The following is a 12,381-nucleotide window of genomic DNA, read 5'->3' on the forward strand; positions in this document are numbered from 1 at the left end:
TACCGTCCGCAGTTCTACTTCCGGACGACCGACGTGACCGGGACCGTGACGCTGGCCGAAGGCACCGAGATGGTGATGCCGGGCGACAACGTTGCCTTCACCGTGGAGCTGATCGCCCCGATCGCGATGGAAAACGGCCTGCGCTTCGCGATCCGCGAAGGCGGCCGCACCGTCGGCGCCGGCGTCGTGTCGAAGATCATCGACTGATCCGACAGGATCGGCCGATGGCCCCGAGACGCGCAACGAACAGCGTGTCGAAGATCATCGGCTGATCCGACAGGACCGGCCGATGATCCCGAGACGCGCCGGGAACAGCGTGTCGAAGATCATCGACTGATCCGACAGGAACCCAAAGAAGGCCGCCCCAACAAGGGCGGCCTTTTTTGCGCTGGACCGGGCGGTGCGCCGTCTCGTAGCGCTTTATCATGTGGAAAACGAATCATCCGGCTCGGGTACCAAGCCGCAATTTGGAATTGTAGACCAAAGAATACCGCGGCGCCGCAGGTGCAAACGCAAGGCGAATTCTCCGTTACATTTCAGGTGACGAGGTCTTGCCGCAGCTGCATATTTCGGTCTCCGTATACAATGGTACTCCGCTAAGTAGCTAAAATCATTTGATTTTTTTTCACTCTCCCGACACGCTCGCAGATGTCCAAGGGAGGATAGCATCATGGATCAGTTGAATATCCAGGCCTGGCAGGGGCGTGTCGATGACCAGCGCGGCGGAGTGTCCGAGCCGCAGGCGCAACGGATCGCGTCTGTTCTTGCCGATCCCGGTACACGCCTTCCCGGCGACGTGCTGCCCCTGTTGTGGCACTGGTGCGCCTTCCCGAACGCGGCCTCGATGGAGGAGCTAGGCCGCGACGGGCATCCGATGGTCGGCGACTTCCTTCCGCCGGTTCGGCTTGAGCGTCGGATGTGGGCGGGGGGAGCGCTTCGGTTTCACGCGCCCTTGCGGGTTGGCGAGCGGATGACGCGACAATCGACAGTGCGCAAAGTCGAGGAGAAGGATGGGCCGATGGTGCTTGTGACCGTCGATCATGTCATCCGCGGGGAAAGGGGCATCGCGATCGAAGAGCGGCAGGATATCGTCTATCTGCCAATACCTGACAGCTACACCCCGCCCCGCAAGCGCGAAATGCCTGCCTCACCCGATTTTGCCAGCAAGATGGCGATGACCGAAACGCTGCTGTTCCGCTATTCCGCGATTACCTTCAACGCGCATCGTATCCACTACGATCTCGCCTATGCCCGCGAGGTCGAGCACTATCCCGGTCTTGTCGTGCACGGTCCGCTTCAGGCCACACTCCTGATGCAGGCGGCGACGCAGTACCGGGGTCGTCCACCATGCGAATTTCATTTCCGCGCCGTTCACCCCATGTTTGCAGGCGAGCCCCTCGACATTGCTGCAACCGATGACATCGACGGCTCGCTTATGCTGTGTACGGGACAGGGCGGTCACCAGGGCATGCAGGCAACAGCAATCTGGCAGGGCACGGTATGAACGGGATCCTGAACGGAATGCGGGTCGTCGAGGGCTCTGCCTTTGTGGCCGTTCCGCTGGCCGGCTTGCTGCTGGCACAGATGGGCGCCGAGGTCATCCGCTTCGACCGGATCGAAGGCGGCCTGGATGCCGGGCGCTGGCCATTGGCCCCGTCCGGCCAAAGCCTGTTCTGGGCGGGGCTGAACAAGGGGAAACGCTCGGTCGCAGTTGACATGCGCAGCCCCGAGGGGAGGGAGCTGATCACGCGCATCGTGACCGCTCCGGGGCCGGATGCAGGGCTTTTCATCACGAACCTGCGTGTGCGCGGCTGGATGGATCACGAGACTCTGTCGCAATACCGGAAAGACCTAATCATGGTGACATTGTCCGGCGACCGGCATGGGCGTCCCGCGGTCGATTACACGGTCAACCCCGGCTTGGGCATCCCGGACATTACAGGCCCCGAGGGTTACGACGCGCCGGTGGCCAACGCTTTGCCGGCGTGGGACCTTATCGCAGGGAACGTGGTAGTTTCGGCGCTTTTGGCAGCGGAGCGCCATCGTTTGCGGTCGGGCATAGGGCAGGCGGTTGATCTCACGTTGAAGGATGTTGCAGCTGCAATGGTCGGTCATCTGGGAATGATTGGCGATGCAGTCCTGAACCCGGTTGCGCGGGAAAAAAGCGGCAATGCGCTCTACGGTGCATATGGCCAGGATTTCGTCTGTGCCTGCGGGAACCGTGTGATGGTGATCGGTCTCACCCGGCGCCAATGGGACGGGTTGGTCAAGGTGACCGGCACTGGAGATGCAATGGATGCAATTGCGGCCGCGAGTGGGCTGGACCTTGCGGAGGAGGGGAACCGCTGGAAACTGCGCGATGTGATCTCCGCCATCCTTGCACCGTGGTTCGCGGCGCGAGAATTGACTGATTTTGCGTCGGAATTTGACCGAAAGGGGATCACTTGGTCGGTGTTCCGGACTATGAAACAGGCCGTTGTCGAGGATCCCGACCTGAGTGACGCGAACCCGATGTTCAGTGTGCTCGATCAACCGGGTCTGGGGCGTTTTCCTGTTCCGGGATCGCCTGTCGAGTTCGGCTCTCATCGTCGGCAGCGGCCCGAGGCAGCGCCAGCCCTTGGTGCGGATACCGAAGAGATTCTTGCCGATGTGGCGCGTCTTGATGATCGCGAGATCGCGGGCCTGTTCGACCGCGGTGTGGTAGACGGGCCGAGACGTCAGGCGCGGCCCGCAGCCTGATCATTTCGGCTGCCAAGGTTCGCGCCCGACCATGCGATCAGCCTCGGCGGTGATGCGGTTCATGTGCTCTTCGAGGTCGAGGCGCAGCGCTTCGATTTCTTCTTCGTTTGCCTTGCGCGGTACCGGTTTTGTCCATTCAGAACAAAGGAATACGCCCTCGTTGCGCCAGGGGCGGGGCAGGAGGAGGCGGTCCCAGGTGGCGGCCTCGCGGCCGTGACGGACGGAATAGGTGATACCAAAGACCCGCTTACCCGAGCTGCGCGCCCAAACCAGCGGAACTGTGGAGCTGACACGCTCGGGGCCGCGCGGGCCGTCGGCGGCGATTCCGATGGAAATGCCCTGTTTCATCTTGCCCAGCACCTCGCGCGAGAGCGCGACATGGCGTTTGTGGCTCGACATCGCGATCGTATCCATGCCGAAGAGCTTTTGCACGCGCCCCACCATGCTGCCTGCGCGCGCAGCCGAAGTGATCGAACAGATACGCCCCTTGTCGAGCGGAAAGAAGTATGGCGACTGCGCAAGTCTCTGATGCCAAAGCACAACTATGACCGGTTCGCCTGCCTCGGCCAGTTGGTCAAGCTCTTCGTAGCCGATCCGCTGCCAGCGCGTGTTGCGGTGAACGCGCCGGATATAGGCGGCGATGCGGCGGGCGGCCCAGTTCAGGACGGCTTCGCTGTCGGCGAGTTTCTTGCGCAGGCTCACGTGCGGTTCTCTCCTGTCTGGCTGCGCGCCTTGATAACGGATGACGGGGGCAAGGCCAACTTTGCGACAGGGCAGGAAAAGTGAAAAAACCCTCTTGAGTCCCGCCTGTCTCTGGCATATTTGACCCCCACTCTAGGGGTATAGCTCAGTTGGTAGAGCGACGGTCTCCAAAACCGTAGGTCGCGGGTTCGAACCCTGCTGCCCCTGCCATTTCCCTGAAATTGACCGTTTTGTACATCGTTCCGAGGGTGGAATGACCGTTTTGTACATAATTTTCCGTTAACGCACGGGTGCCCCGGCGGGGGAGACTGGGGTGGCGGAAAAATGTCGTTTTTCGTTGACGATGTCGCATTCGGGCTATGGTCTGCGCCAGTAACCCGGTGCCGTCAGGGCGGCGGGTGCACGCAACTCTTCAGAGTGAGATACATGCCCCACACAAATCGCATCCACCCCGCCGCCCGTGCCTATGCCGAGGAGGTCCGCGCCGGGACCCTGTCGCGACGGGAGTTCCTGACCCGTGCCACATCGCTTGGTGTCAGCGCCGCGCTTGCCTATGGGCTGCTGGGTCAGGCGAAGCCCGCGCGCGCCGCGGGTGCCGTGCAACAGGGCGGCACAATGCGCATCGAATCCTCGGTCAAGGCGCTGAAGGATCCGCGCGCCTATGACTGGCCGCAGATGTCGAATTTTACCCGCGGCTACCTGGAGTACCTCGTCGAGTACCAGATCGACGGAAGCTTTGAGCCGATGCTGCTGGAAGCGTGGGAGGTGAATGACGACGCGACCGAGTACCTGCTCAAGGTGCGGCCCGGCGTCAAGTGGAGCAATGGCGATCCGTTCACCGCCGGGGATGTGGCGTTCAACATCGCCCGCTGGTGCGAGACGGGGGTCGAAGGCAACTCGATGGCATCGCGCATGGGCTCGCTGGTCGATCCCGAAACGGGACAGGCGCGCGAAGGGGCGATTGCCGTGGTTGACGACGGCACCGTCAAGCTGACGCTGGTCCAGCCCGATATCACGCTGATCGCGGGGTTCTCGGACTACCCAGCCGCGATCGTGCACCCGAGCTTCAACGGCGATCCGCTGGACAACCCGATCGGGACGGGCCCGTACATGCCGGAAGAGTTCAGCGTGGGAGAGCGGGCCGTGCTGGTGCGGAACGAGAACCATGAATGGTGGGGCGAGGGCGCCTGGCTGGACCGGATCGAATACCTCGATTTCGGGACCGAGCAGGCCGGGATCGTGGCCGCGGTGGATTCGGGCGAGGTGGACATGATCTATGAATCGCTGGGCGACTTCATCCTCGTGCTGGACGGGATCGGCTGGACCAAGTCCGAGGCTGTGACCGCCAACACCGTCGTGATCCGCACCAACCAGCAGGCAGAGGTGGACGGGATGAAACCCTATGCCGATGCGCGGGTGCGCCGTGCGCTGGCGATGGCGGTGGACAATTCGGTTCTGCTGGAACTGGGATTCTCGAACAATGGCCGTGTCGCCGAGAACCACCATGTCTCGCCCATCCATCCCGAATATGCCGAGATTCCGGCGCCGGTATTCGACCCCGAGGGCGCCGTGGCGTTGATGGAAGAGGCCGGCATGGCCGATTTCGAACATGAGTTGATCTCGATCGACGATACCTGGCGCAAGAACACCTCGGACGCGGCGGCGGCGATGCTGCGCGATGCGGGGATAGGCGTGAAGCGGACGGTTCTGCCCGGCTCGACCTTCTGGAACGATTGGGCGAAATACCCGTTCTCGACGACCGATTGGGCGCAGCGGCCCCTGGGGGTGCAGGTGCTGGCGCTGGCCTATCGGTCGGGTGAGCCGTGGAACGAGACCGGTTTCGCCAACGAGGAGTTTGACACGCTTCTGAAAGAGGCGTTGTCGATCGCGGATGCCGAGCAACGACGCGAGGTCATGGCGAAGCTGCAGAAGATCATGCAGGACGAGGGTGTGATCATCCAGCCATACTGGCGGTCGATCTATCGGCATCACAGGGAAAACGTGGTGGGTGCACAGATGCACCCTACCTTCGAGATACACGTGGCCAAGCTGGGCTTTGCAGCGTGACGGTGCGCCTGGCCCGGTTCCCCTCGGTCCGGATCAGGCGCGGCGTTTTGGGCGGGCGTCAAGCCCGCCCATTTCCAAGATGAAATCGGCCACCGGGTCGATGTTTTCGCCCAGCCGCACGGCGGTGAAGACAAAGGGGCGCCCTTCGCGTACGCGGGTGGCGTCACGCTCCATGACCGAAAGGTCGGCGCCGACATGGGGGGCAAGGTCGATCTTGTTGATGACCAGCAGGTCCGACCGGGTGATGGCAGGCCCACCCTTGCGGGGGATCTCTTCTCCGGCGGCGACGTCGATCACGTAGAGCGTGAGATCGGCAAGTTCCGGGCTGAAGGTGGCCGACAGGTTGTCGCCGCCCGATTCGATCAGCACGAGGTCGAGGTCGGGGTGACGGTCGGTCAGCTCGGCCACGGCGGCGAGGTTGATCGAGGCATCCTCGCGGATCGCGGTATGCGGGCAGCCGCCGGTTTCGACACCGATGATACGGTCCTGCGGGAGCAGTTGCAGCCGCATCAGCGCCTCGGCATCCTCTTGCGTGTAGATGTCGTTGGTGATGACGCCGAGCGAGCAGCGCCCCGACAGGGCGCGGACAAGCGCCGCGGTGAGGCTGGTCTTGCCAGCGCCGACGGGACCGCCGATGCCGACGCGTAGGGGGCCGTTTGCCTGGGTCATGTCGCGAATATCCTTGGGCTTTGTGTTTCGTGGCGCATGGCGGCGATCTCGGCCATGAGCGACGTGGTGGAGAGGCGATCGAGACCGTGTTCGATGGACTCGTCCGCGGTTTCGATGGCTTCTTGTGTCAGGTCGTGCAGCAGCGATTGCGCCGCGGTCTGGCCCAGCGGCATCAGGCGCTGCGCGGCCGAAAGCAGGCTGCCCAGCATGGCGTGGAGGTACATCTGCGCGGTCAGAGAGAGAGGCAGACCGCGCAACCGCGCCGCGCGCCCCAGCGCCACGGGATAGGTCGAGGGTGAGAGGTCGAGACCCCAGACCGGGGCGGTGATGCGGGTGAAGGCGGTGCCGAGCCGCGTGGTCTCGGCCAGACGCTCGGCGCTGCCGGCATAGGCGCGGCAGGTGGCGTCGACTCCGGCAAGGTCCTGTTCCGTGTCGGCGCGGTAGGCGGCGGCCAGAAACTGCACATCGGACCGGCCGGCGCCGTGGCGCAGCACGTCGCGCAGCCATGCGGCGAGGCTGCCCGTGTCGTGCACCCAGCCATCATGCACCGCGCGTTCCAGCCCGTGCGAATAAGCGAATGCGCCGACGGGGTAGGCGGGCGACAGCCATTGGGCGAGCGTCAGCGTGTCAGTGGCTGTGGCCATGGGTGCGTCCGTGGCCGTAAGCGCCGCCTTCGGGGGTGAAGGGTTCGGTCACCTCGCGCAGGGTCGCGCCCAGCCGGGTGAGCATGTCGTGCAGCACGTGGTCGCGCTGGATCAGCAGCCGGTCGGCGCCGATCTGGCAGGGCGTGTGGCGGTTGCCGATATGCCAGGCGAGGCGGATGAGGTCGGAGCCCGTCACCTCGAGCAGCGGTTCGGGCGCGGCGATGATCTCGATCTCTCCGCCGCCATCCAGCACGAGAACGCCGCCATGGTCCAGGGATGTGGTCTTGGGCAGGTTGACGAGCAGGGGGCGGCCATCGTCTAGCGTCAGAACCTTGCGGCGCAGGAAGCGGCCCTCGTAGTCAAGCGAGACACGTCCGGCCCGCTCGGGCCGGTGCGCGTGCGCGTGATAACTCAGCGCGGTCAGGGCGGGGGCGGTCATGCCTGCGCCCCCGGCACGGTCAGACGTAGTAGCTGGACCGGAAGACATGTGCGACGATCTCGTCGCGCTTGAGCCCGCGCTGGGCGAGTTCGGCATCGCTGAGCGCGTTCAGCGTCTGTGCGCGTTGCACGCGCGAGTCGTTCTCGGCGATCTTCACAAGGCCGTTGCCAATCGCGGCGAAGAAGCCCGAGATGCCGCTGAGAAATCCGGTGCTGGCCGGGTTGTTCGTGGTGATGTTTGCCATCGGAGATGTATCCTCTTTCGTACAACTCCTCCCATTGGCATCGAAGATATGCTGCAGGTGCAGCATTTGCCAGTGCGGCAGGGGAATACCCGCCGTGCACGTGGTGCAAATCGCGTAAGGTCATGACAACGGCCTTCGGTTTCAGAACAGGAAATAGCGCTGCGCCATTGGCAGAACCTCGGCGGGCTGGCAGGTGAGAAGCTCGCCATCGGCGCGCACCTCGTAGGTTTCGGGGTTCACCTCCATGTGCGGTGTGGCGGTGTTGAGCTTGAGATCTCGCTTGCCGATCTGGCGCGTGTTGTTGACGGCGAGCGTCTGCTTGGCGAGGCCAAGCGCGTCGCCGATGCCTTCGGCCTGGGCCGCGGCCGAGACGAAGGTGACGGCCGAGTTTTCGACCGAACGGCCGTAGGCCCCGAACATCGGCCGAGAATACACAGGCTGCGGCGTGGGGATCGAGGCGTTGGGATCGCCCATCTGCGCCATCGCGATGGTGCCGCCCAGAAGCACCATTTCCGGCTTCACGCCGAAGAAGGCGGGGTTCCAGAGAACGAGATCGGCGCGTTTGCCTTCTTCGACCGACCCGATCTCGTGCCCTATTCCGTGGGCGATGGCGGGGTTGATCGTGTATTTCGCGATGTAGCGGCGCACGCGCATGTTGTCGTTGTCGCCGGTTTCCTCGGCCAGACGACCGCGCTGTTTCTTCATCTTGTCGGCGGTCTGCCATGTGCGGATCAGCACCTCGCCGACGCGGCCCATGGCCTGGCTGTCGGAGGCGATGATCGAAAACGCGCCCATGTCGTGCAGGATGTCCTCGGCGGCGATGGTTTCGCGCCGGATGCGGCTTTCGGCAAAGGCCACATCCTCGGGGATCGATTTGTCGAGGTGGTGGCAGACCATGAGCATGTCGAGATGTTCCTCGAGGGTGTTCACGGTGAAGGGGCGGGTGGGGTTGGTCGAGGACGGCAGCACATGCTCCTCCCCACAGATCTTGATGATATCGGGGGCGTGGCCGCCGCCCGCGCCCTCGGTATGGAAGGCGTGGATGGTGCGGCCCTTCATGGCGGCCACCGTGTTTTCGACAAAGCCGGATTCGTTGAGCGTGTCGGTGTGGATCATCACCTGCACGTCCATGTCATCGGCGACCGATAGGCAGCAGTCGATGGCAGAGGGCGTGGTGCCCCAATCCTCGTGCAGTTTCAGCGCGCAGGCCCCGGCGCGCACCTGTTCCCGAAGCGCGGCGGGCAGCGAGGCGTTGCCCTTGCCCGCGAAGGCCAGGTTCATCGGGAAGGCGTCGGCGGCCTGAAGCATCCGCCCGATATGCCACGGCCCGGGTGTGCAGGTGGTGGCCAGCGTGCCATGCGCGGGACCGGTGCCGCCGCCCAGCATGGTGGTCAGGCCGGAATGCAGCGCATCCTCGATCTGTTGCGGGCAGATGAAGTGGATGTGGCTGTCGAACCCGCCTGCTGTCAGGATGCGGCCCTCGCCGGCGATCACCTCGGTCCCCGGTCCGACGATGATGTCGACACCGGGCTGCGTGTCGGGGTTGCCGGCCTTGCCGATGCGGGCGATCCGCCCGTCCCTGAGGCCGACATCAGCCTTCACGATGCCGGTCCAGTCGACGATCAGGGCGTTGGTGATGACGGTATCCATCGCGCCCTCGGCGCGGGTGGTTTGCGATTGGCCCATGCCGTCGCGGATGACCTTGCCGCCGCCGAACTTGACCTCTTCGCCATAAGGGCCGGTGAGGTCGCGTTCGACTTCGATCACGAGGTCGGTATCGGCCAGCCGGACCCGGTCGCCGGTGGTGGGGCCGAACATGGCGGCATAATCGGCGCGTTTGATCTGTGCTGGCATGGGGGCATGTTCCGTTTTCTGTCCGCCCCCTTTGTCGGGCGCGGGGCGGATCGCGAAAAGATGCCGCCACTTTGGCAGGCAGGGCAGGTGCGGTGAGCGGGCCGATTTGGCGCATTTTTAGGTGCATTGCCCGATTTTTAGGCGGTCAGTTCATCCTGCCAAATTCGCGCAGCTCCCGTGTCCTTTGGCGGGTCAGCCGCTCCATGCAGATGAAGAACAGCTGGTTCTGCATCGACCCGCCCCGGGCCACGAGGCTTTCGGCCGTGCAGGCGGCGTCGCGGAAGGCGATCCATTTGCGCTGGGCGTCGCGCAGGATCTCGGCCGCGGGTGTCTGGCCGGGTTGCAGGCTCTGATCGAGGCGGCGGGCCATGTCCATCGCGCCCGGCCAGCTTGCGTTCAGGTCGCGGTCGGCGGCCTCGTATGCCTGTGAGGCGCAGCCGGTCATTTCCAGCTGTGTCTTGGGGTTGTTGCAGTCGAGCTGTTCTGCGGGCAGGGCGGTGGCGAAGATCGCTGCCAGGGTAGAAAAGGCGGCTGTCAGGCGCATCGGGATCCTCCCACGGGGTGCGATGCGCCTGATCCTAGGCGGTCCGGGCCGGTCTTGCCAGCATGGTGAGCAGTTTGGTCTGTCAGCCGATCCGGCGCGGTCCCAGCCCGGTCAGCCGTTTGCGATTGGCGCGGGTTTTGCGGCGCAGAGGCCGGGCGGCGGCCATCAGCACGGCGTCGGCGGGCTTGCCATGTGCCATCGCGGTCAGGGCCTTTTGCCCGGCGAGGGTGAAGGCAAGCTGTTTCTCGGCCACCATGCGGCTGTTTTCACTTTTTGGAACGGCCCAGAGGCCGCCCATACCAAGCACGCGCATCCAGATTACCGCGCTGGCCTCCATCGCCATCAGCCCGACGAAGAGCTGTGCACGAAAGAGCGCGACGGGATCGGGAAAGGCCGTGGGCTTCATTCCAGCTGACCCATGATCTGCCCGTTGAAACCATAGACGCGGCGCGCCCCGGCAATCGGGATGAGCGCGACCTCGCGCCGCTGGCCCGGCTCGAACCGGACGGCGGTGCCTGCCGCGATGTCGAGGCGGCAGCCGCGCGCCGCGGCGCGGTCGAAGTCCAGCGCCGGGTTGGCCTCGGCGAAATGGTAGTGCGAGCCGACCTGCACCGGGCGGTCGCCGGTATTGGCGACCATCAGGGTGAAGGCCTCGCGGTCGGCGTTGAGGGTCAGGCTGCCATCGGCGGGCAGGACCTCGCCCGGGATCATCTGCGCACCACGAGAAAGACTGCGAGCGCGGTAAAGGCGAGGCCGATGGCCACGGTCATCCAGTCGCCCGCGCCATGCGGGTGCAGGTGGACGCCGGGATGCGCAAGGGCGGGGCCGGCGGTGACGATGAGAGCGGGAAGGATGTAACGTGTCATGAACTGTCCTCAGGGGGTTGTTTATTGGTTTCTGCTCGATTGGTTCTTGGCCATGCGGCACCTGCAAACGCGTGACGGCGGAGATGGGTTCCCTCAACGGATGGGGTCGTGGACGGTGACCAGCTTGGTTCCGTCGGGAAAGGTGGCCTCGACCTGGATCTCGTGGATCATCTCGGGCACGCCCTCCATGCATTGATCGCGGGTGACCACCTGTGCGCCGGCCTCCATCATGTCGGCGACCGAGCGACCGTCGCGCGCGCCCTCGACGACGGCGTCGGTGATCAGCGCAATCGCCTCGGGGTGGTTCAGCTTGACGCCTCGGGCCAGGCGTTTGCGCGCCACTTCGGCGGCCATGGCGACGAGGAGCTTGTCTTTTTCGCGGGGGGTCAGGTTCATGTCAGATCATCCATGGTCGGGGAAGGTCGCTGTCGAGAAGGCGGCGCAGTACGGGCACGAGGCTGCGGCGCAGGTCGAACCCGTCATAGGCGAGCAGGCGCAGCAGCAGCACGTCAGGGGCCAGCAGGCTGGCGCCACCGGTATCCGGCAACATGGCGCGTATCGGGGCAAGCTGCCCTTCGGCATCGGGGCGGACCAGCAACAACGTGGCAAGGGCGCCAGCACCGGCCCCGGTGAAGGGGCGTGCCAGATGCGCGGCGATGTCGCCATCGAGGCGCATCGCGTCGAGGAACAGGGGGGCGCCCGCGCGGGTGACGGTTATGCGATCGTCAAACCGCGCCGCGCGCAGGGATTCACCCATGGCTGCGCGACCAAAGACCAGCGGTTCGCACAGCAGGAGCTGCGCGGTTTCCGCAAGATCGACATGCAGGCGGCGGCGCAGGTTGCATCCTTCGAACAGGATCGTTTCCTGCGGCAGCCATGTCAGCCGGGCATTCGGGCCGGCGGAAAGCTGTGTGTCGAGCCGTCCGGCCTCTGTCCCCGTCGCGCGATAGGCCCGTTCGGCGGCCTGCGTGGTGAGGGTCAGGGCGGCGCCCTGCTCGGCGCGGGAGTCGAGCGTGAAGCGGTCGCCCGCAGTTATTCCGCCCGCGGTATTGACCGTGACCGCCTGCAGCGCGTCGGTATCGCGACGGGGAAACAACAGCTTGAGAGAGCCCTGCTGACGCAGCGCGGATATGTTGCTGCGCCCCTCAACCGGGCGTGCGGTCAGCCGGGCGCTGCCCCTGGCGCGAGGTTGTACCGGGGCGGCGGTTCGCCGGGATATTGGAAGAGACTGCGTGATGCGGGTACGCCCCGGATTGAGGAATGCTTGACCCGAGCAGAGACCCGAAGCGCGCGGATCTGTCAGGAGGAGAGGCCAGCAGATCCACCCCTGGACGCCTGTTTGCGCATTTCGCGGGCGCATTTGGGGCGAGTGCTCAAAAATCGGGCGATGCGCGAATTCGGTGTGCGCAGAGCGTCGCAACATCCACAAATTGCGGCCATAGTTGTGTCACACTTGTCTCAAAATGGGACTGGTCAAGTCTCAACAAGGGCGGGTTGTGAGTGGTGAGACATTAAAGTCACCATCCAAGCCAGTGATATTCAACTATTCTTTTTGGCCCACTCGGGTTTTGTTAACCTCTCCCCATAAAAAGAAGAGCAGTGGCAGGCATACA

16 protein-coding genes and 1 tRNA gene are annotated in these 12,381 nt (G+C 64.5%); 5 read left to right on the forward strand and 12 right to left on the reverse strand.

What is annotated here, in order from left to right; translation table 11 throughout:
• The 3 genes from ACFORG_RS20765 to ACFORG_RS20775 form a co-directional block, all read left to right on the forward strand.
• On the forward strand, positions 1 to 207 hold a 207-nt coding region (locus ACFORG_RS20765), incomplete at its 5' end, for an EF-Tu C-terminal domain-related protein (protein ID WP_449284305.1).
• Positions 208 to 670: 463 nt separating this feature from the next.
• Positions 671 to 1,504, forward strand: a complete 834-nt coding sequence (locus ACFORG_RS20770) for an FAS1-like dehydratase domain-containing protein (protein ID WP_386737489.1) — start codon at positions 671 to 673, stop codon at positions 1,502 to 1,504.
• Positions 1,501 to 2,739: a CoA transferase gene (locus ACFORG_RS20775; RefSeq protein WP_386737490.1), complete on the forward strand. Its 1,239-nt coding sequence runs from the start codon at positions 1,501 to 1,503 to the stop codon at positions 2,737 to 2,739. The genes ACFORG_RS20770 and ACFORG_RS20775 overlap by 4 nt, the downstream gene beginning before the upstream one ends.
• Here the strand turns inward: ACFORG_RS20775 and ACFORG_RS20780 are convergent, their stop codons facing one another.
• Positions 2,740 to 3,441, reverse strand: a complete 702-nt coding sequence (locus ACFORG_RS20780) for a lysophospholipid acyltransferase family protein (RefSeq protein WP_386737491.1) — start codon at positions 3,439 to 3,441, stop codon at positions 2,740 to 2,742.
• 134 nt (positions 3,442 to 3,575) lie between these two features.
• On the opposite strand from ACFORG_RS20780, the gene ACFORG_RS20785 reads away from it, so the two are divergent.
• Both ACFORG_RS20785 and ACFORG_RS20790 read left to right on the forward strand, forming a co-directional pair.
• Positions 3,576 to 3,651: transfer RNA gene (locus tag ACFORG_RS20785), tRNA-Trp, on the forward strand.
• A 216-nt stretch (positions 3,652 to 3,867) separates the two neighbouring features.
• Positions 3,868 to 5,508, forward strand: coding sequence for an ABC transporter substrate-binding protein (locus ACFORG_RS20790; RefSeq protein ID WP_386737492.1), 1,641 nt, complete (start codon positions 3,868 to 3,870; stop codon positions 5,506 to 5,508).
• A gap of 33 nt (positions 5,509 to 5,541) precedes the next feature.
• Here ACFORG_RS20790 and ureG read toward each other — a convergent pair whose 3' ends face one another.
• The 11 genes from ureG to ACFORG_RS20845 all read right to left on the reverse strand — a co-directional run bounded on the left by ureG (position 5,542) and on the right by ACFORG_RS20845 (position 11,864).
• Positions 5,542 to 6,177 carry an urease accessory protein UreG gene (ureG, locus tag ACFORG_RS20795; protein WP_386737493.1) on the reverse strand — a complete coding sequence of 212 codons (636 nt, stop codon included), beginning with the start codon at positions 6,175 to 6,177 and terminating at the stop codon, positions 5,542 to 5,544.
• Complete coding sequence (locus ACFORG_RS20800) at positions 6,174 to 6,821, reverse strand: urease accessory protein UreF (RefSeq protein WP_386737494.1); 648 nt, start codon at positions 6,819 to 6,821, stop codon at positions 6,174 to 6,176. Before ACFORG_RS20800 ends, ureG begins: the two co-directional genes overlap by 4 nt.
• The gene (locus tag ACFORG_RS20805) at positions 6,805 to 7,260 is read right to left on the reverse strand and encodes an urease accessory protein UreE (RefSeq protein ID WP_386737603.1); all 456 of its coding nucleotides are present in this window, start codon (positions 7,258 to 7,260) and stop codon (positions 6,805 to 6,807) included. The genes ACFORG_RS20800 and ACFORG_RS20805 overlap by 17 nt, the downstream gene beginning before the upstream one ends.
• Positions 7,261 to 7,279: 19 nt before the next feature.
• Positions 7,280 to 7,504: a DUF1127 domain-containing protein gene (locus ACFORG_RS20810; protein WP_386737495.1), complete on the reverse strand. Its 225-nt coding sequence runs from the start codon at positions 7,502 to 7,504 to the stop codon at positions 7,280 to 7,282.
• Between the two features lie 141 nt (positions 7,505 to 7,645).
• Entirely contained in the window at positions 7,646 to 9,358 is a 1,713-nt protein-coding gene (gene ureC / locus ACFORG_RS20815; protein WP_386737496.1) for an urease subunit alpha, read from the reverse strand.
• Positions 9,359 to 9,503: 145 nt separating this feature from the next.
• Positions 9,504 to 9,902, reverse strand: coding sequence for a lysozyme inhibitor LprI family protein (locus ACFORG_RS20820; RefSeq protein ID WP_386737497.1), 399 nt, complete (start codon positions 9,900 to 9,902; stop codon positions 9,504 to 9,506).
• 82 nt (positions 9,903 to 9,984) lie between these two features.
• Positions 9,985 to 10,308, reverse strand: a complete 324-nt coding sequence (locus ACFORG_RS20825; RefSeq protein ID WP_386737498.1) for an antifreeze protein — start codon at positions 10,306 to 10,308, stop codon at positions 9,985 to 9,987.
• The gene (locus ACFORG_RS20830) at positions 10,305 to 10,613 is read right to left on the reverse strand and encodes an urease subunit beta (RefSeq protein ID WP_386737499.1); all 309 of its coding nucleotides are present in this window, start codon (positions 10,611 to 10,613) and stop codon (positions 10,305 to 10,307) included. Before ACFORG_RS20830 ends, ACFORG_RS20825 begins: the two co-directional genes overlap by 4 nt.
• Positions 10,610 to 10,768 (reverse strand): hypothetical protein, encoded by a 159-nt coding sequence (locus ACFORG_RS20835; RefSeq protein ID WP_386737500.1) that lies wholly within the window; start codon positions 10,766 to 10,768, stop codon positions 10,610 to 10,612. Before ACFORG_RS20835 ends, ACFORG_RS20830 begins: the two co-directional genes overlap by 4 nt.
• Before the next feature lie 93 nt (positions 10,769 to 10,861).
• Positions 10,862 to 11,164 (reverse strand): urease subunit gamma, encoded by a 303-nt coding sequence (locus ACFORG_RS20840; RefSeq protein ID WP_386737501.1) that lies wholly within the window; start codon positions 11,162 to 11,164, stop codon positions 10,862 to 10,864.
• A gap of 1 nt (position 11,165) precedes the next feature.
• Complete coding sequence (locus ACFORG_RS20845; protein WP_386737502.1) at positions 11,166 to 11,864, reverse strand: urease accessory protein UreD; 699 nt, start codon at positions 11,862 to 11,864, stop codon at positions 11,166 to 11,168.
• Positions 11,865 to 12,381 lie beyond the last annotated feature (517 nt).

Source organism: Lutimaribacter marinistellae, assembly GCF_042648365.1.
Taxonomy (GTDB): Bacteria; Pseudomonadota; Alphaproteobacteria; order Rhodobacterales; family Rhodobacteraceae; genus Lutimaribacter_A; species Lutimaribacter_A marinistellae.